At 69.1% G+C, this 15653-nt stretch carries 17 protein-coding genes; 6 read left to right on the forward strand and 11 right to left on the reverse strand.

What is annotated here, in order from left to right:
- The first annotated feature begins 42 nt into the window (after nucleotides 1-42).
- Together HUV06_RS00750 and HUV06_RS00755 are read left to right on the forward strand one after the other, a co-directional pair.
- Nucleotides 43-633, forward strand: a complete 591-nt coding sequence (locus HUV06_RS00750; RefSeq protein WP_174299359.1) for a DUF4142 domain-containing protein — start codon at nucleotides 43-45, stop codon at nucleotides 631-633.
- Nucleotides 634-767: 134 nt separating this feature from the next.
- A complete protein-coding gene (locus HUV06_RS00755; protein WP_174299360.1) occupies nucleotides 768-1715 on the forward strand; it encodes an MBL fold metallo-hydrolase in 948 nt (315 codons plus the stop codon).
- 61 nt (nucleotides 1716-1776) lie between these two features.
- On the opposite strand, the gene HUV06_RS00760 is transcribed toward HUV06_RS00755, so the two are convergent.
- Complete coding sequence (locus HUV06_RS00760; RefSeq protein WP_174299361.1) at nucleotides 1777-2439, reverse strand: glutathione S-transferase family protein; 663 nt, start codon at nucleotides 2437-2439, stop codon at nucleotides 1777-1779.
- Between the two features lie 4 nt (nucleotides 2440-2443).
- Entirely contained in the window at nucleotides 2444-3286 is an 843-nt protein-coding gene (locus HUV06_RS00765) for a fumarylacetoacetate hydrolase family protein (RefSeq protein ID WP_217433577.1), read from the reverse strand.
- A 372-nt stretch (nucleotides 3287-3658) separates the two neighbouring features.
- Between HUV06_RS00765 and HUV06_RS00770 the strand changes: the two genes are divergently transcribed.
- Entirely contained in the window at nucleotides 3659-4975 is a 1317-nt protein-coding gene (locus HUV06_RS00770; protein WP_174299363.1) for an MFS transporter, read from the forward strand.
- A gap of 39 nt (nucleotides 4976-5014) precedes the next feature.
- Here the strand turns inward: HUV06_RS00770 and HUV06_RS00775 are convergent, their stop codons facing one another.
- The gene (locus HUV06_RS00775) at nucleotides 5015-5533 is read right to left on the reverse strand and encodes a MarR family winged helix-turn-helix transcriptional regulator (RefSeq protein WP_174299364.1); all 519 of its coding nucleotides are present in this window, start codon (nucleotides 5531-5533) and stop codon (nucleotides 5015-5017) included.
- A 61-nt stretch (nucleotides 5534-5594) separates the two neighbouring features.
- Nucleotides 5595-7073 (reverse strand): aldehyde dehydrogenase family protein, encoded by a 1479-nt coding sequence (locus HUV06_RS00780; RefSeq protein ID WP_217433578.1) that lies wholly within the window; start codon nucleotides 7071-7073, stop codon nucleotides 5595-5597.
- A 158-nt stretch (nucleotides 7074-7231) separates the two neighbouring features.
- On the opposite strand from HUV06_RS00780, the gene HUV06_RS00785 reads away from it, so the two are divergent.
- The 3 genes from HUV06_RS00785 (at nucleotide 7232) to HUV06_RS00795 (ending at nucleotide 10303) form a co-directional block, all read left to right on the forward strand.
- A complete protein-coding gene (locus HUV06_RS00785) occupies nucleotides 7232-8344 on the forward strand; it encodes an iron-containing alcohol dehydrogenase (protein WP_174299365.1) in 1113 nt (370 codons plus the stop codon).
- A 34-nt stretch (nucleotides 8345-8378) separates the two neighbouring features.
- A complete protein-coding gene (locus tag HUV06_RS00790) occupies nucleotides 8379-9401 on the forward strand; it encodes an amidohydrolase family protein (protein WP_174299366.1) in 1023 nt (340 codons plus the stop codon).
- 71 nt (nucleotides 9402-9472) lie between these two features.
- Nucleotides 9473-10303 carry a hypothetical protein gene (locus HUV06_RS00795; RefSeq protein ID WP_174299367.1) on the forward strand — a complete coding sequence of 277 codons (831 nt, stop codon included), beginning with the start codon at nucleotides 9473-9475 and terminating at the stop codon, nucleotides 10301-10303.
- Nucleotides 10304-10316: 13 nt separating this feature from the next.
- On the opposite strand, the gene HUV06_RS00800 is transcribed toward HUV06_RS00795, so the two are convergent.
- The 7 genes from HUV06_RS00800 to HUV06_RS00830 form a co-directional block, all read right to left on the reverse strand.
- Nucleotides 10317-10886, reverse strand: a complete 570-nt coding sequence (locus HUV06_RS00800) for an RNA polymerase sigma factor (protein ID WP_174299368.1) — start codon at nucleotides 10884-10886, stop codon at nucleotides 10317-10319.
- Nucleotides 10887-11354 (reverse strand): periplasmic heavy metal sensor, encoded by a 468-nt coding sequence (locus HUV06_RS00805; protein ID WP_174299369.1) that lies wholly within the window; start codon nucleotides 11352-11354, stop codon nucleotides 10887-10889.
- Nucleotides 11351-11653 carry a hypothetical protein gene (locus tag HUV06_RS00810; protein WP_174299370.1) on the reverse strand — a complete coding sequence of 101 codons (303 nt, stop codon included), beginning with the start codon at nucleotides 11651-11653 and terminating at the stop codon, nucleotides 11351-11353. Before HUV06_RS00810 ends, HUV06_RS00805 begins: the two co-directional genes overlap by 4 nt.
- 113 nt (nucleotides 11654-11766) lie before the next feature.
- A complete protein-coding gene (locus HUV06_RS00815; protein ID WP_174299371.1) occupies nucleotides 11767-12963 on the reverse strand; it encodes a HupE/UreJ family protein in 1197 nt (398 codons plus the stop codon).
- Entirely contained in the window at nucleotides 12960-13904 is a 945-nt protein-coding gene (locus HUV06_RS00820) for a peptidylprolyl isomerase (RefSeq protein WP_174299372.1), read from the reverse strand. Before HUV06_RS00820 ends, HUV06_RS00815 begins: the two co-directional genes overlap by 4 nt.
- A complete protein-coding gene (locus tag HUV06_RS00825; protein ID WP_217433579.1) occupies nucleotides 13901-14620 on the reverse strand; it encodes a c-type cytochrome in 720 nt (239 codons plus the stop codon). The genes HUV06_RS00820 and HUV06_RS00825 overlap by 4 nt, the downstream gene beginning before the upstream one ends.
- Nucleotides 14621-14835: 215 nt before the next feature.
- Nucleotides 14836-15450, reverse strand: coding sequence for a YceI family protein (locus tag HUV06_RS00830; protein ID WP_174299374.1), 615 nt, complete (start codon nucleotides 15448-15450; stop codon nucleotides 14836-14838).
- Nucleotides 15451-15653 lie beyond the last annotated feature (203 nt).

Consider the following 15653-nt stretch of genomic DNA (forward strand, 5'->3'; position numbering starts at 1 on the left):
CTCGATGAACCAGGCGGAAGGCTGCCGATGAAGAGGGCGGGGATGACGCACAGAGTGATGGAGGCGGGGAGGATCGGCGTTCTTGGGGCGATCGTCGGCGCGCTGGCCTTGGCGGGACCGGGCGTAGCGGCGGCGCAGAAGACCTTGCCGGCCGCCACCAAGGTCGAGCCCGGCAGCCCCGCCTCCGGCTTCGCGCCCACCGCCTATGCGGTGTCCGCCTCCGAGCTGCAGAACGATGTCCGCGAGCTGGACGCGGCCCAGCGCGCCTTGACCGAGGTCGCCGAGCACAGGGGCTCGCCGCGCATACAGGCCTTCGCCAAGGACGTGCGGGAGGCCTTCGCAGGCGGTCGATCCGGCCTCAAGGGCATGAGCAACGACCAGGGCGTGCCCCTGGTCGGCGGCGCGAAGACGCTCGCGCGCGAACACCAGACGCTCCTGGCCGAGCTGCAGGCGCCGGGCGCCGACGTCGACCGACTGTTCGTCGACGACGAGGTTCTGATCCTTGAGGGCCATATGGGCCTTGTCGAAGCCTACGCCACCGGCGGGACCGAAGCGCGCCTGCGGCAGGCGGCGGCGGAAGCCGCCTCGTCGGACCATCAGCTGCTCTCCACGGCGCGCTCGCTCCAGCACTGAAGCCAGAGGTCGTGATAACGGCTCGGCAGAGCGCGGCTACGACATCCCGAAGCGCAGCGGTGTCCTGCGAGACAGATCAAGCAGGGCGCCGACTTAGGCGCTGAAAAGAAGGGGAGGATGGAAGGATGAAGATGATGAAGAGCGATAGAGCGGGGGGTCTCCGTCGGGCGCTGTGCGGCGTGGCCGTGGCCGTGCTCGCCGGCCCGGCGATGGCGCAGCCGCGGCCTGGACCGCTGGCCATGGAGACCCATGCATTGCGGGGCGGCGCCTATTGGATCAGCGGCGGCCGTTCCAACGACGGCTTCGTCGTCGGTCCGCAAGGGGTGGTGGTGCTCGACGCCGGCATTTCGGCCGCAGAAGCCAAGATGGAGCAGGCCGAGATCGCCAAGGTGACCTCCAAGCCGGTCAGCGCCATCGTCGTGACGCACGCGGATCCCGACCACGTGCTCGGGCTGCTCTACTATCCCACCTCCACGCCGGTGTTCATGCAGGAGAACGCCCGCAGCGAGGTCGTCGCCGCCGCCAACGACCCGGCGGCGCCTCCCGCTTACAAGGCCCTTTACGCCCAACTGGTGGAGCGCCTTCCGCGCGACACGGTCGGCAGGGAACTCGTGACCACGCTCGGCGGGGTGCGTGTCGTCCTGCGGCACTATGGACCCGCCCACACGGCGGGCGACCTTGTCATGTACCTGCCGGACCTGAAGATCGTCTACGGCGGCGACCTGCTGGTGAATTACACCCAGTTTCCCGTGATCCACCTTGCAGGATCAAGCCTGGGCTGGGAGGACTCCATGAAGGCCATACTGGCCTTAGACGCCGACACCTACATCCCGGGTCACGGCCCCATCCTGTCCAAGGCCGAGCTCGCCTCGCGGCTCCGCGACGAGCAGACGCGGCGCGAGCAGATCAAGGCCATGGTCGTCCAGGGCAAGACCCTGGCGGAAATCGAGCAGGCGCTTCCGGACAAGACCGAGGATCCTATGTTCATCACCTACACGGAGGGCGTCTACGCCGAACTGACCCGCGGCTTCCCGCCGCCGAATCCGCCCTGGAACAACATCGTCAAGCGCCCGCACGGCTAGGTTCAGGGTTCCGCAGCGCGCACTCAGCCGAGCAGGGTGGGGCGGCTGCGGCACTCGCCAGTTAAAGGCCTGACGGATCGATCGGCAGTCGCGCCCGCTCAACGGCGGCGCGTTCGCGGTCCAGCATGCGCTGGAAGCTCGGGCGCGCCCGGACCCGCTCGGCGTGCGCAGTCAGGACGGGATGGTCGCCGACGGGAAAGCCGCCGCCGGCGGCGGTGCTGTAGGCCCAGTAGACATAGGTGTCCACGATCGACCAGGTCGATCCGTACCACCAGCCATCGCCGACACGCCCTGAGATGTACTCGCACTCCTTGGCGAGCTTCTTCAGCCCGTCCTCGCGCACGCCGTCCGGATCGCGGGCGGTGAGCCTGAGCGGGTTGCGGATCTGGCGCACGTTGATGTGCAGGGTGCTCGAACACCAGGCCATGTCGCTCAGGCCCTGCGCTCGCACCAGCGGATCATCGCCGCGAGGGAGCAGGCCTGCCGCCGGATGCTGCTCGTCGAGATAGGCCAGGATGGCGGGGTTCTCCGTCAGCACCTGGCCATCGACGCTCAAGGCCGGAACCTTGCCCTTCCGGTTCACCGCCAGGTACTCCGCGCTGTTCTGGGCGCCCGCGCCGGTGAAGATCAGCCGGTCCTCGAAAGGGACGCCGATCTCTTCCAGCGCCGTCATGGTGACGCGCGAGCAGGTGCCCGGCGACATGTAGAGGATGAGCTCCGCCATGGTCCTAGGCCTCGTCTTCGACGACATTGGCCAAGGCGCCGACGCCCCCGATCCGGACCTCCACCCTATCGCCCGCCTTCAGCCAGCAGGGCGGCGTCATGCGCGAGCCCACGCCGCCCGGCGTGCCGGTGGCGATCACGTCGCCGGGACGCAGCCAGGTCAGGGTGGAGCAGTAGGCGATCAGCGTGGGGATGTCGAAGATCATGCGGCTGGCATCAGAGGCCTGCCGCTCCTCTCCGTTGACAAAGGTCTCCAGCGTCATGGGGCCGGACCCCACCTCGTCTGCGGTGACGACCCAGGGCCCCATCGACCCGGTGCGCCAGAAGTTCTTTCCTGAGGTCACGCTGTGCTTCTGGTACTCGCGCACGCTGCCGTCCATGAAACAGCTGTAGCCGCTGACGTAGGACATGGCCTGGTCGGCGGGGATGTGGCGCCCGTCGCGGCCGATGACGATGGCGATCTCGCCCTCGTAGTCCAGCGTCTCGGAGGCGGTCGGGCGGATGACCGGCTGCCCGTGAGCCACCAGGGTGTCCAGCGTACGTTTGAAGATCACCGGATGGGTCGGCTCGTCAGCGCGGGTCTCGGTCAGATGGGCGCGATAGTTGAAGCCCGCGCAGAAGATCTGGGCGGCCGGGTCGATCGGGACGGCGAGCGACACGTCCGCGAGAGAGACGCGCTCGGTCGCCTCGCTCAGAAGGCGCTGCAACTCCGCGAGGGGCTTAACCGGAAGGGTGAACGGGGCCTTGTCGGCGGGGCCGGGGCGCCATCCGCCGAGCACCTGGACCGTCTCGCCGTCCAGCACGCCCTCGGCGCATGAGCCACTCCGTTCGATCTTGACGAGCTTCAACACTCTCTCCGAGGGCTTGAGGCTGGTCCGCCCTCACGTGCCGAGACGTCTCAGCCCGACGGCCGAACGCCGCTGACGCCGACCCGGCGGTCAACTCGATGAGCCGGCAGACGCTCTGCGTCAATGTCTGCAAAACGGCGTTTTGTCGATATTCCTCTTGAGTGACCCCGGCCGACAGATATGCTCCATTCAAGGACCGCCCAACAGGAGGGCGCGGTCTTCACAGGCCGGCTGGTCCTGCCTTGTCCGCCCCGTAAACCTCCTGATCGCTCCAGATCAAGTCGACGATCAACAATCATGAGCAGCGTGACAGCAAACACGGGTCCGGCGGCCCTTGCGTCTGATCCCCGGGTGCTCCTCTCGAACTCGCCGATGAGCCTCTTCCAGTGGGCGGCGGTTCTGACCACCTTCGCCATGAGTGCGCTCGACGGCTTCGACGTGTTGGCCGTCACCCTGGTCGCGCCGAGCCTGCTCCATCAATGGCACGTCAACCCCGCGGCGCTCGGGCTGGTCTTCTCCGTGGGGCTGGTCGGCATGGCTTTCGGCTCCTTCATCGTGGCTCCGCTGGGCGATGTGGCCGGGCGACGGACCCTGGCTCGGATTGCGCTGGCGGTCATGACCGTCGGCATGTTCCTCAGCGCGCGCGCCAACGGTATTGCGGTGTTGGCCCTCTACAGGCTGATCACGGGGGTGGGGATCGGCGCTGTGGTCGCCATCATCAATCCCTTGGCGGCGGAGTACGCCAACATCCGCCGAAGGGAGCTGGCGATCGGCCTGATGGCGGTCGGCTTCCCGCTCGGCGGCGTGCTTGGCGGCCTGTCCGCGGCTTATCTGCTGACACACGGCGGATGGCGCGCCGTCTTCGTGGTGGGCGGCGTCTTCGGCCTGGTGCTGGTGGCGGCGTCCATGGTCCTCCTGCCTGAGCCCATCGCCTTCCTAGTGGAGAGGCGGGGACCCAAGGCGCTCGCGCACGTAAACCGCTTTCTGCGCCGGTGCGGACATCCGTCGGTGCAGAGCCTGCCGCCACGGGCGGAGGTCAAGGCGGCGATTCGGCCATTTGAAATATTCCACGCCAGCCAACTGCGCGCCACGGTGCACCTGTCGGCAATCCTGTTCCTCTTTGTCATCACGGTCTATTTCTTCCTGAGCTGGATACCCCTGATGGTGGCGGCCGCGGGGTTCACGCCGTCGGTGGCTGCGCGGGTCGCGGTCATGGCCAACCTCAGCGGGGTGGTCGGCGGCTCGCTGATCGGATGGGCGGCTGGGCATGTCCCGTTGAAGCCGCTGTCGTTTACGGCCGTCCTCGGCCTGGGGCTCGGGGCCATCCTGTTCGGCTATTCGGGCGGCCATCTGCTCGCCCTGACCTTGACGGCGGCCCTGGCGGGCTTCTTCGCGCACTCGGGCATGGTGAGCATGCACTCGCTGATTGCGCGCACCTTCCCGAGCCACATGCGCGCCTCCGGCGCGGGCTTCGCCCTGGGCGTGGGCCGGGTCGGTAGCGCTCTGGCGCCCGCGCTGGCCGGTTATCTCTTCAACACCGGCATGAGCCGCGGCCAGGTCTCGGTGGTCATGGGCGGCAGCGCCGTGCTGTCCGCGCTGCTCATGCTGAGCTTTCACGTGCACGGCCGTGCGCTCGTGGCCAATCCCTCCACAAGCGAAGACCTGGGCGCGGTCGCGCCGGCGGTCTAGGTTGGTGGGGGTCGCATGCGCGCGGTCGACCAGGGCGGTTCAGGCCTTGAGGCGCCCTGAAGCAGGGATGGCGCGCGACGATCGCGACGCCTGGGCGTTTGGGCCAGTGCCGCTCAGGTCGTCAGCCTCCACATAGGCCTGCAGCCGGGTCTTCAGGTCTCGCATGACGTCGTCCCCAAGCGCTTCGGCCATGCGCCGTTCAGCCTCGGCCACGCCCTCGCGGAAGCGTTCGAGCATCATCAGCCCCGCGGGCGTGAAGGCCACGATCTTGACTCGGCGATCGTCCGGGTCAGGGCGGCGGACCACCACGCCGAAGCGCTCGGCCTTGTCCACCAGCTCCTGCATGCTTTGTTTTGTGATGCGCGCGCGGGCGGCGAGTTCGGTCAGGGGCGTGCCGTCAAGATCGAGGTTGCGGAACAGGGCGAGCTGCACCGGCCTGACCCAGGCAAACTCACCTTGTTGTACGGTGCGAAGCACGTCCCGCTCGAACACGGCCGAGGCGAAGGAGAGCGCCCGGCCGATGTTTTCGACCCGCCAGCTCGCCTCCGAGTCCGACATCGCCCCTCCGGTTCCGCCGCAGATCCTAGCGAGGCGCCCCTGCGGCGCTCAAACCAGGGCTTCAGATAGGCAGGGGCATGGGACCGCGGGTGATGGTGGTCAGCTGAATCTCGGTGAAATCCTCGACCGCATAGTGGCCGGAACGACCCCAGCCGCTATCCTTTACGCCGCCATTGGGCAGGGAAGGTTCGCTGGCCATGGTCGGGCCGTTGATGTGGACCATGCCGCAGTTGAAGCGCTGGGCCAGCTCAAGGCCGCGATCCTGGTCGCCGGTGACGATGCCCGAGCAGAGGCCGTAGTTAGTGTCCGAAGCCTGGGCCAGCGCCGCCTCAGCGCTCGGCGCCGCCTCCACGATCATCACCGGGCCGAAGGTCTCCTCCCGATTGATGGGCGCGTCGGGCGGCACGTGGGTCAGGATGGTGGGTAGATAGATCGTCCCCTGCGCCTCGCCGCCGGTCACGAGGGTGGCGCCGCGCGCGACCGCGTCCTTCACCGAGGCGTCCACCGCCTTCACCGCCCGGTCGTGGATCAGCGGGCCGATGAAGACGCCGGGCGTGGTGGGGTCGCCGGCCTTGAGGGTGCGGGTCTTGGCCGCCAGCCGCTCCACGAAGGCGTCGTGCAGCGGCTGCTCCACCAGGACCTTCCGGGCGTTCATGCAGATCTGGCCCTGGTGGAAGAAGCCGGAGAAGGTGGCGAGGTCCACCGCCAGGTCGAGGTCGGCGTCCTTGAGCACCAGCAGCGGATTGTAGCCTCCGAGCTCCAGCACGATGCGCTTCAGCGACTGGCCGGCGCGCCCCGCCAGCATGCGCCCGATGGCCGAAGAGCCGGTGAAGTTGATGCTGCGCACCTCCGGCCGCTCGAAGAAGACATCCGTCACCGCCTCGTGCTCGCCCGGCGCATGGGTGACCACGTTCATGACGCCTGGCGGGAAGCCCGCCTCGTCGAGCACCTCGGCGAGCAGGAGGCCCGCGGAGATGGGCGCGAACTCCGAAGGTTTCAGCACCACCGTGTTGCCGAACACCAGGGGCAGCACGACGGTGCGCCAGGCCAGGCTGAAGGAGCCGTTCCAGGGCGAGAAGCCGGCGACGACGCCGAGCGGCTTCCGCACCGCCATGGCGAAGCGGCCGGGCACGTCGCTCGCCAGCACGTCGCCTATGGGCAGATAGCCCCAGCCCGCCGCCTGGCGCAGCATGTCGATGGACCAGCGGATCAGGAAGCCACTGAAGGCCGCCCCGGCGCCCGTCTCCAGCGCCATGGTGGTGGCGAACTCCTTGGCGCGGCGCTCCACGATGTCGGCGGCCTTGAGGAACAGGGTCTGGCGCTGGCGGGGCGTCGCCTCGGCCCACGCCGGGAAGGCGGCCGCGGCGGCGTCCACGGCGGCCTGCGCCTCCGCCCGGCCGCCGGCTGCGATCTCGGCATAGAGCGCGCCGTCGAAGGGGTTGTAGTCGGCGAAGGTGCGGCCGCCCGTCTCGCCCCACTGGCCGTTGATGTAGTGGGTGGTGCGCCCGGTCGCCCGGCGCATCGGCGTCATGTCGTTCATCGCTCTCTCCCTTGGTCGTTTCGCCGGCGGAGCTTGCGGCCGAGGCGTAGGGCTGAGCCGCTGCAGCCGTCCGTTGACATCGTCAGGCTGTCTGACTATTCCCGCCGGGCGGATGATGCAACACGGCGCGACAGAGACGCCGTGAGCGGGAGGCCGAGGTGGTTCCAGTCCTGCCATTGCCGCGCCTACTGTTCGGCGCTGGCGCCCTGTCGGGTCTGGCCGGCGAGCTGACGCTGTTGGGCGTGCGACGGCCGCTGCTGCTCAGCGATCGCGGGCTGGAGCGGGCGGGCGCCGTGGCCGCCGCGCTCCGGGCGCTTCCGCAAGGCGTGACGGCCCACCTCGACACGCCCGAGAACCCCACCGTCGCGGGGGCCGACATCGCCTATGCCGACTACCGCGCGGGAGCCTGCGACGGGGTCGTGGCGCTCGGCGGCGGCTCGGTGATCGACACCGCCAAGATCCTGGCGGCGCTCGCCGGAACGGCCCTGCAGGGCTCAGCCGAGCTTCTGGGCCAGCCGGAGCGGATCGGGCGGAACACGGTCCCGCTGGTCGCGATACCCACCACCGTCGGCACGGGCAGCGAGAGCTCGCCCGTCTCCGCGCTGCATACCGTGCCGGGAGGACCGGCGATCGGCACCCGCAGCCCCTTCCTGGTGCCGCGCGTCGCGATCTGCGATCCCGACTTGGTGCGCACCCTGCCGCGCCGGCTGATCGCGGCCACCGGCGTCGACGCCTTGTCCCACTGCATCGAGGGCTTCTTCGCCGAACCCGCGAACCCGGTGATCGACGCCTTGGCGCTCGACGGGATCGCGCGGGTGTTCGCCGACATCCGCGCGGCGCTGGAGCCCGAGGGAGACGCAGCGCGCGCGTCGCTGATGGCGGCCGCCTTCGCCGGGGGCGCCGCCATCCACAAGGGGCTGGGTCCCGCCCACGCCATCGCGCTGGTCTGTGGGGACCAGGACCTGCACCACGGGACGCTGATCGCCGCCGCGCTGCCGGTCACGACCGAGCTGCTGGCGCGCCATGTCCCCGGCAAGGCGGCCCGGGTCGCCGCGGCGCTGGGGCTCGCGACCGGCGAGGAGATCGCACCGGCGCTCCGCACACTGATGCGCGAGCTCGGCCTGCCCGCCACCTACAAGGCGGCGGGCTATGTGGCCGGCCCTCTCGACACGCTGATCGACGGCGTCGTCGCCAGCCACTTCAACCGCACCAGCGCCTATGTGCCGACCCGCGAGGAGTATGGGACGGCGCTGCGGGCGCTGGTGGCGTGAGCGGTCCCATACGGCGACAGGAGCCAGGTCCAGGATGCGTCTGATCGCCACCGAGGAGGCCTTCGCGCCGCGCGAATACTTTGAGGAGTACCTGAAGCTCGCCGAGACGCTGGACACGGCCGAGGCCCGCTATCTGAAGATGTACTACAAGGGCCCCCTGGTCGAGCGGCTGTCCGACATGGACGTGCGGCTGGCCGAGATGGACCGTTTCGGCGTGGACATGCACCTGCTCGGCATCACCGCGCCGGGCGTGCAGGCCTTCGCCCCGCAGCTCGGCGGCGACATGGCCGAGCGCGCCAACGACGAATTGGCCAAGGTCATCCGGGCGCACCCGACCCGCTTCGCCGGACTGGGCGCGGTCGCCCCGCAGGACCCGGAGCGCGCCGCAGGCGAGGTGAAGCGCATCATGACCGAGCTGAAGCTCGGCGGCGTCATCATCAACTCACACACCCAAGGCGACTTCCTTGACGCCGAGAAGGTCTCGCCGCTCCTCGAGGCGCTCGTGGCCCATGATGCGCCGCTCTACATCCACCCCAACTTCCCCCCGCCCTCCATGGTCGGGCCCTACTCCGACTATGGCATGATGGGCGCGCTCTGGGGTTTCGGGGCGGAGTGCTCGCTTCACGTCGTGCGCATGATAATGGCGGGTGTGTTCGACCGCTTTCCCAAGCTCAAGGTCGTGCTCGGCCACCTCGGCGAGGGCCTGCCGTTCTGGCTCGACCGGCTGGACAACCGCTACGCCAACATCCTGCGCCGCGGCGGACTTGAGCCGCTCGGCATGAGGAAGCTCGAGAGGCTGCCCAGCGAATACTTCCGGACCAACTTCCACATCACCACCAGCGGCATGAACACGACTGCGCCGCTGGAGTTCGCGCTGAAGATGTTCGGCCCGGACCGGATCATGTTCGCCATCGACTATCCCTACGAGCAGACGGAGGAGGCGGTGGGCTTCCTGCGATCCGCTTCGCTGGACGCCGGAGCCCTGCGCAAGATCGCGCACGAAACGGCGGAGACGGTGTTCAACATCGCCTCCGTTCAGGATAGAGTTTCCGTCTGAATGACGATGATCACCGCCAGCCTCCCGCGGGCGCGAGGCGGTGGCGCGGGTTCAGACAGAAGGAGACGTCCATGCGCAAGACCCTCGGCCGGATCGGACTTGGCCTCTTCGCCGCGACGGCGGCGTTGGGCGTCGCCTTCGCCCAGCCCAGCACGCTGAGCGAGCGCTGGCCGCCCGCTGGTGTCTCCTACTACGGTGACCCCAAGGCGCCCGACATCTCAGGCCTGTGGCTTGGCGTGGCCATGGGCGTGCCCGGCCACGGGGTAGCCAGCAATACCGGGGCGACCGCCGACGGGCGGCCGCCGGTCTATCTTCAGCCCTGGCCGCTGCCCTACACGCCCGCCTACCAGAAGATCGCCGACGAGCGTGCGGCGGCGACCAAGGCCGGCCACGCGCTCGGCGACATCTCCTCGCGTTGCCTGCCCTTCGGCCTGCCGCTGATGCTCGTCTCCAAGAACTACCCGGACGAGATCACCCAGACGCCGGGCGAGGTGACCTTCTGGATGTACGCGACCTTCCCCGTGGTCATCTGGACGGACGGGCGGGGCCATCCCAAGGACCTCAAGCCCAGCTACAACGGACACTCCACCGGCTACTGGATCGGCGACACGCTGTACGTGGACACCGTCGGGATCAATGCGACCACGACCCTGGACGGCCAGCGCGACCCGCACGGGCCGAACCTGCACATCAAGTGGAGCGTGCAGAAGGTGGCGCCAAACATCCTGCACACCCACACCACGCTGTACGACGACGACGCCTTCACCCAGCCCGTCACCCTAACCAACATCTGGGAGCGCAAGACCGAAAGGAAGTGGGAGCTGCTGGACGATCAGTCCTGCTTCGAGAACAACGGCGCCTTCAAGGACACCAAGGTCGAGCCGGGCTTCATGAAATTCTGAGCGGGCGCAGCGCCTATCGCTTCAGCGTCGCCGCGAGCTTCGCGCGGGCGCGATAGACGCGCACCTCCACCGCCTTGGCGCTGAGGCCGAGCACCGCGCCCGCCTCCGCCTGCGACAGGCCTTCCAGGACGGTGAGCACCAGGGGATCGCGCAGGCCGTGGGGCAGGGCGGCCAGGGCCGCCTCCAGCGCCCTGACATCCTCGCGGGCGATGAGGCTTGCCTCGCCGTCTGCAGTCGGGTCGGGCCTGTCCTCCACCCTGCGGCCGCTGCTGTCGAACAGGCCGGAGATGACGCGCCGCACGCTCGCACGCCGGCCGTGGTCGCGGCACTTGTTGAGCGCGACGCGGCGGAGCCATACGTCGAAGGGCCGCCCGGGATCGTAACTCGACAGGGCCCGCCAGGCCGAGACGAAGGTGTCCTGCAGCACGTCCGCGGCATCGTCGGGATCGCGGACGTAGCGGCGGATATAGCCGTGTATCGGGCCCTTGTGCCGGCCCATCAGTTGGGAGAAGGCGGAGCGGTCGCCCGCCAGGCTCAAGCGGGTCAGCTCGGCGTCGCCGGGATCGCCGCCGGTCGCGTCCATCTACATGATGTCGGCGATGATGCGGCCGTCGAAGATCTTCTGCTGCTCCCGCGTCAGGACCTTCCTGAGGTCGACGATGTAGTTGACTGTGGAGGTCTGCATTTGCCCGACATTGACCTGGATTTCTCCGATCGCCGCCTTGGCGTCGTCGTTCAGCGACATGTCGTTGGCGAGCGCTGCGGCCAGCTCCGAGTTGGAGGCGTGCAGGTCCGCGAGCGCCAGGTTGTAGTCGAGCGTATAGTTGTGGTCGATCAGCTCCACCTGCCGCTTCTGCTGGGCAGATAGGTGGATCTCCTCGGACAGCATGCGGTCGACCCGCTCGCGGAACTGGACCAGGCGATAGTCAGGGTTCGGACGGGAGGAGAGTCCGAGGCCCTGGGGCATGTGGCTGGCGAGGCTGGCGCCCAGCAGTCCGCAGCAGAAGGCGATCGCCGCGGTCAGGAGCGAACGGGTGACGAGCGGCTTCACCGCAGGACCTGGAAGGTCCCCGCCTCCGCCACCGTGCTGCCGTCCAGCAGTGTCAGGGACGGCTCCGGGTCGCGTGGCCCGGCCACGCCGGTCCCGTGCTCATAGGCCTGGTAGGAGAAGCCCATCAGCAGCGCGCAGGCGCCGATCGCGCACTGCAACACGACTCCGGACCTGAGCTGGCTTCGACCGGCCTCGCGCGCGTCGACGCGCCGCCAGACCGCCGCTTCGATCCCCTTCGGTGCGTCCAACCCCATCCGGGAGGCCATCTCACCGAGGAGGTCGTCCAGTCGGTCGCTCACGGTTGCATCCCCAAGCCGGCTGTGCCGCCACTCCTGTACGCGATGGACCGCCGCTTCCCTCAGGGCTGTTCACGCCCCCGGCGCACACGTCCTTACGACGCAGCGTTCGGCCGTCAAGCGAAGCTGCGGCCCACGAACCAGTAGACGCCGATCCCGACCAGGGAGGCGGCGGTCACGTCCACCACGATGGGGCGGGGCAGGGTCAGCTTCAGCTTGGACAGCAGCAGGACCGAGCCGGTCAGCAGCACCACGATGGTCAGCTGCCCGACCTCCACACCCAGGTTGAAGCCGACGAGGAGCTCCGCCAGGCGGTTGGGCGGCAAGGGTTCGCTCAGGAGGTCGGCGGCGAAGCCGAAGCCGTGGATCAGGCCGAACACCAGGGTGACCACCAGGCGCAGCCTCGCGGCGTCGCGGATGTGGCCGGAGACCATCAGGTAGTTGGACGCGAATAGCCCCGCGCCGAACAGCAGTAGCGGCGGCAGCAGGCCCACGCCCATCAGCCGCATCGCCGTCATCAGGAACAGGGCGCCCGCGGTCCAGAGCGCGAGCAGGCCCGGGCGATGGGTGGCGACCGAGATGTTCTCGATACCGATCAGGGCGATGGTCAGCGCCACCAGGGCGTCGATGAACTCCGCATGCGGGCGGATGACGCCGGTGAAGGCCAAGGCGAGCGTCAGGCTGTGGCCGAGCGTGAAGCCCGTGATCACGAAGGTGAGGTCGCGGAAGCGCCGGGAGATCAGGACCAGTCCGAGCAGGAAGGACATGTGGTCGACACCGGTGAAGATGTGCATGACGCCCATGCGCATGAAGGTCAGGAAGCCCGCCTGGGCCAGCTCCCCGCCGCTCGAGGCGGACAGGTCGACGTCGTGGTCGCCGGCGGTCAGGACGTCCTGCGCATAGTCGCCCTTGGCCGTCTGGATCTGGGCCAGGTTGAAGTGGCTGGGGACGAGGTCGAAGAAGGCGGCGTTGTGCAGCACCATCTTGCGGGTGGAGGGGCACTCGTAGAGGAACTCGATGCGGCGATAACCTGGCGCGGCGGCGATGGCGTGCGGCGGCACGGCGAGGGGGCAGGGCGCGCCGTTCGCGGTGACGCCTTCGCGGGCGTTCAGGTAGGCGATCAGCGCCCGGTCGTCGGGTGGCCGGCCCTTGGTGATGCGCGAGGCCTCCACGTCGGAGACGGAGAAGGTCAGGTGAACCGCCGCCCCGTCCACCAGCCAGCTCGAATGCGACTCGCTTCGCGTGTGGGCGGTCGCCGGAGCGGCTTGGCAGAAGGCGAGGAGGGCGGCGACGACGAGGAGAATGCGCTTCACTTGAAGTCGCCGGCGATCTTGATGTCGGCGCGGCGGCGCAGGAAGCGCTCGTTGCCGGCCTGCAGCCGGGCCACCTTGGCCGCCAGGAAGTCGCGGAGCACGCGGTCGTGCGCGTCCTGATAGCTGGCGGGTAGCGGCTGCTGGTTGTGGGTCATCACCAGGATGTGCACGCCGTCCGGCTCAGCCACGGGGGCGGAGACCTCCCCGTCCTTGAGCCTGCGGGCGACGGCGAACAGCGCGTCGCCGAGATGGATCCTGGCGGCGAAGTAGAACTGGGCGTCGCCGGTCAAGCGCCCGGACCCCTTCAGGTCCAGCGCGGCGGGGGTGGAGCCGCTCCGCAGCGCCGCGACGATCTTGTCGGCGCCGGTCGCCTGGGCGGAGGGCAGGCGGACGTCCTGCACCGTCATCTGGCCTTCGCCGGCATAGGTGTCCTGGTGGGCGTCGTACCAGCCGTGCAGTTCCGCCTCGCTCGGGCGGGAGGTCAGCGCGTCCTGGGCGACCACCGCCTCGGTGCCGGCGACCAGGGCCTGGCGAACGTCGGTGTCGTCGGTGGGGGCGCCGAGCTCCACGCCACGCTGGACGTAGAGCTCCTCGCGGACCATGTCGGCGAGCACCTTGTGCTTCTGGGCCGGCGTGGCCTCGCCGAGCGAGACGTCGTCCAGCGCCCGGAGCTGGCCGATGACGTCAGCGCGCAGGATCGGCACGCCGTTCACCGTGGCGGCGTCTTCCGGCGGCACGACGAAGGTGCGCGTGCCCTGGGCTGTGAAGAGGCCAAAGCCCGCGATGAGCAGGCCCGCCAGCGCGCCGACGCCACAGAGCAGGAGCGAACGGCGGGCGTTCGGCTGGCGAGGATTCCACAGGGTCGGCCGCCCTACCGCGTCCGGCCGGCCGGACGCGTCGTCTGCGAGGTCGAGGTGATCCTCGACAGCCGCGTCATTCATCGGGGTCCCGCGGGCTTGGCGTTTGAGGGTTCGAGCGAGGCGACGTAGACGGCCACGTCGCGCAGTTGGTCGGCGTTGAGGACGCGGCCGAAGGCCGGGCTCATCCCCGCCCGCCCATGCTCCAGCGTGCGGTAGATGTCGTCGTGGGAGCCGTGGCCGTACAGCCAGACCTCGTCGGTGAGGGCGGGCGCGCCAATGGCGTCGTCGCCCTCGCCATTGTAGCCGTGGCAGTCGTAGCACCCGCCATAGTCCCGGTAGAGGGCGCCGCCCCGCTGCGCGGCGTCAGGCCGGGTGGCGCGCCCGGTGAAGGCGAGGAGGTACTGGGTGATGTCCTCCATCTGGCCGGGCGTGAGCGAGGGCAGCGGCTCGGCCTTGTAGGGGTGGGCAGTGCCGAAGGCCGGCATGGAGGCAAGGTCGAAGCCCTGCTTGTCGTCGGCGCGGATGCCGTGGCGGGCGATCTCCTCGATCTCCGCAACCCGGCCCTGGCCGTAGAGATGCGTACCATCGGAGAAGTCGGGGACGCCGCCACCGTGGTCGCCCTTGCCCTCCGCGCCGTGACAGCTGGAGCAGTAGCGCTGGTAGACGGGTCCGCCGCGGGCCACCGCAGTGCGGCGGAGCGCGGGCGTGGTCAGGACGGCTTCGGGGTCGCTTCGGAGCACAGCCGCCTGACCTTGAACGCGCATCACCTCAAAGCCGAACACGGCCAGGAGGACCAACAAGATGGGCGTAAGGGCGAAGAGCCGGCGCCGCGGGGGAGAGGAGGCCATAAAGAGACTTCTGATCGACAGGCGCGGCGATCTTCCTGCAACTCGCAGAAGCCGTCGCCGCGCCTCACCCCCCTGATACGCCGGGGGCGTCGGGAGCCCTCATGACCTGGGCCCCTCCGCGTCGCGCTTGGGCGGACACGGGCCCGCCTTGCGCCAGACCTCCGTCAGGACGTCTTCGTGAAGGCGCCGCTGAGGCGCAGCGTCACCACGTCGCCCACCACGGGCACCAGCTTCATCACGCCGAAGTCGCTGCGCCGGATCATGCCCTCGGCGTCAAAGCCCACGGTGTAGGCCTTGCTCAGCGGATTGACGCCCGCGCCGTTGAACCGCACGTGCAGGGTCACCGGGCGGGTCACGCCATGCAGGGTGAGCTGGCCCATGACGTCCGCCTGGCCGGGGCCGGTGGGCGTCACCTGGGTGGAGACGAAGGTGGAGGTGGGATACTTGGCCGCGTCCAGGTAGTCGGGCTCCCTCAGTTCGCCGTCAAGCTTGGCGTTGGTGGTGGTCACCGAGGCGATCGGCACGGTGATGGAGAGCTTGTCGGCGGCCGGCCGGTTCGGGTCGACGGTCAAAGAGCCGCTCGCCCCGGTGAAGTCGCCCCACCAGGTCGAGAAGCCCATGTGCGACAGGCTGAACTCGATGCGGGTGTGGCCCGCTTCAACCTTGTAGACGCCAGGCTGCACGGCGGCGGGGTCCGGGTTCCCTGGGATGGCGGCCTGCGCGCCTCCGACGATCAGGAGGGCTGCGCCAGCGGTGGCGAGGAGCTTCAGGGAGGCCATGGCCAGGGTCCTTTATTCTTGGGCGGGATTGAAGACCAAGGGGCTGGTCGAGACCTGACGTCGAAGCGGGTCCGGAGCCAGAGATTCCAGAGTTTCTAGCCGATCGGCCGAGAGGCAAAAAGCATAATCCGGGCTGTTATCTCCCCTTCCAGCGGAACAGAGCACATATTGCTATGATGCAGCCCGTCGTCGCCGGCGGCGCT

This window comes from Caulobacter sp. S45 (assembly GCF_903642205.1).
Taxonomy (GTDB): Bacteria; Pseudomonadota; Alphaproteobacteria; order Caulobacterales; family Caulobacteraceae; genus CAHJWH01.

Coding starts and splice junctions, on each gene's coding strand:
- HUV06_RS00750 (WP_174299359.1), top strand. CDS start 43: ATGACGCACAGAGTGATGGAGGCGGGGAGGATCGGCGTTCTTGGGGCG.
- HUV06_RS00755 (WP_174299360.1), top strand. CDS start 768: ATGAAGAGCGATAGAGCGGGGGGTCTCCGTCGGGCGCTGTGCGGCGTG.
- HUV06_RS00760 (WP_174299361.1), bottom strand. CDS start 2,439: ATGGCGGAGCTCATCCTCTACATGTCGCCGGGCACCTGCTCGCGCGTC.
- HUV06_RS00770 (WP_174299363.1), top strand. CDS start 3,659: ATGAGCCTCTTCCAGTGGGCGGCGGTTCTGACCACCTTCGCCATGAGT.
- HUV06_RS00775 (WP_174299364.1), bottom strand. CDS start 5,533: ATGTCGGACTCGGAGGCGAGCTGGCGGGTCGAAAACATCGGCCGGGCG.
- HUV06_RS00780 (WP_217433578.1), bottom strand. CDS start 7,073: ATGAACGACATGACGCCGATGCGCCGGGCGACCGGGCGCACCACCCAC.
- HUV06_RS00790 (WP_174299366.1), top strand. CDS start 8,379: ATGCGTCTGATCGCCACCGAGGAGGCCTTCGCGCCGCGCGAATACTTT.
- HUV06_RS00795 (WP_174299367.1), top strand. CDS start 9,473: ATGCGCAAGACCCTCGGCCGGATCGGACTTGGCCTCTTCGCCGCGACG.
- HUV06_RS00800 (WP_174299368.1), bottom strand. CDS start 10,886: ATGGACGCGACCGGCGGCGATCCCGGCGACGCCGAGCTGACCCGCTTG.
- HUV06_RS00820 (WP_174299372.1), bottom strand. CDS start 13,904: ATGAATGACGCGGCTGTCGAGGATCACCTCGACCTCGCAGACGACGCG.
- HUV06_RS00830 (WP_174299374.1), bottom strand. CDS start 15,450: ATGGCCTCCCTGAAGCTCCTCGCCACCGCTGGCGCAGCCCTCCTGATC.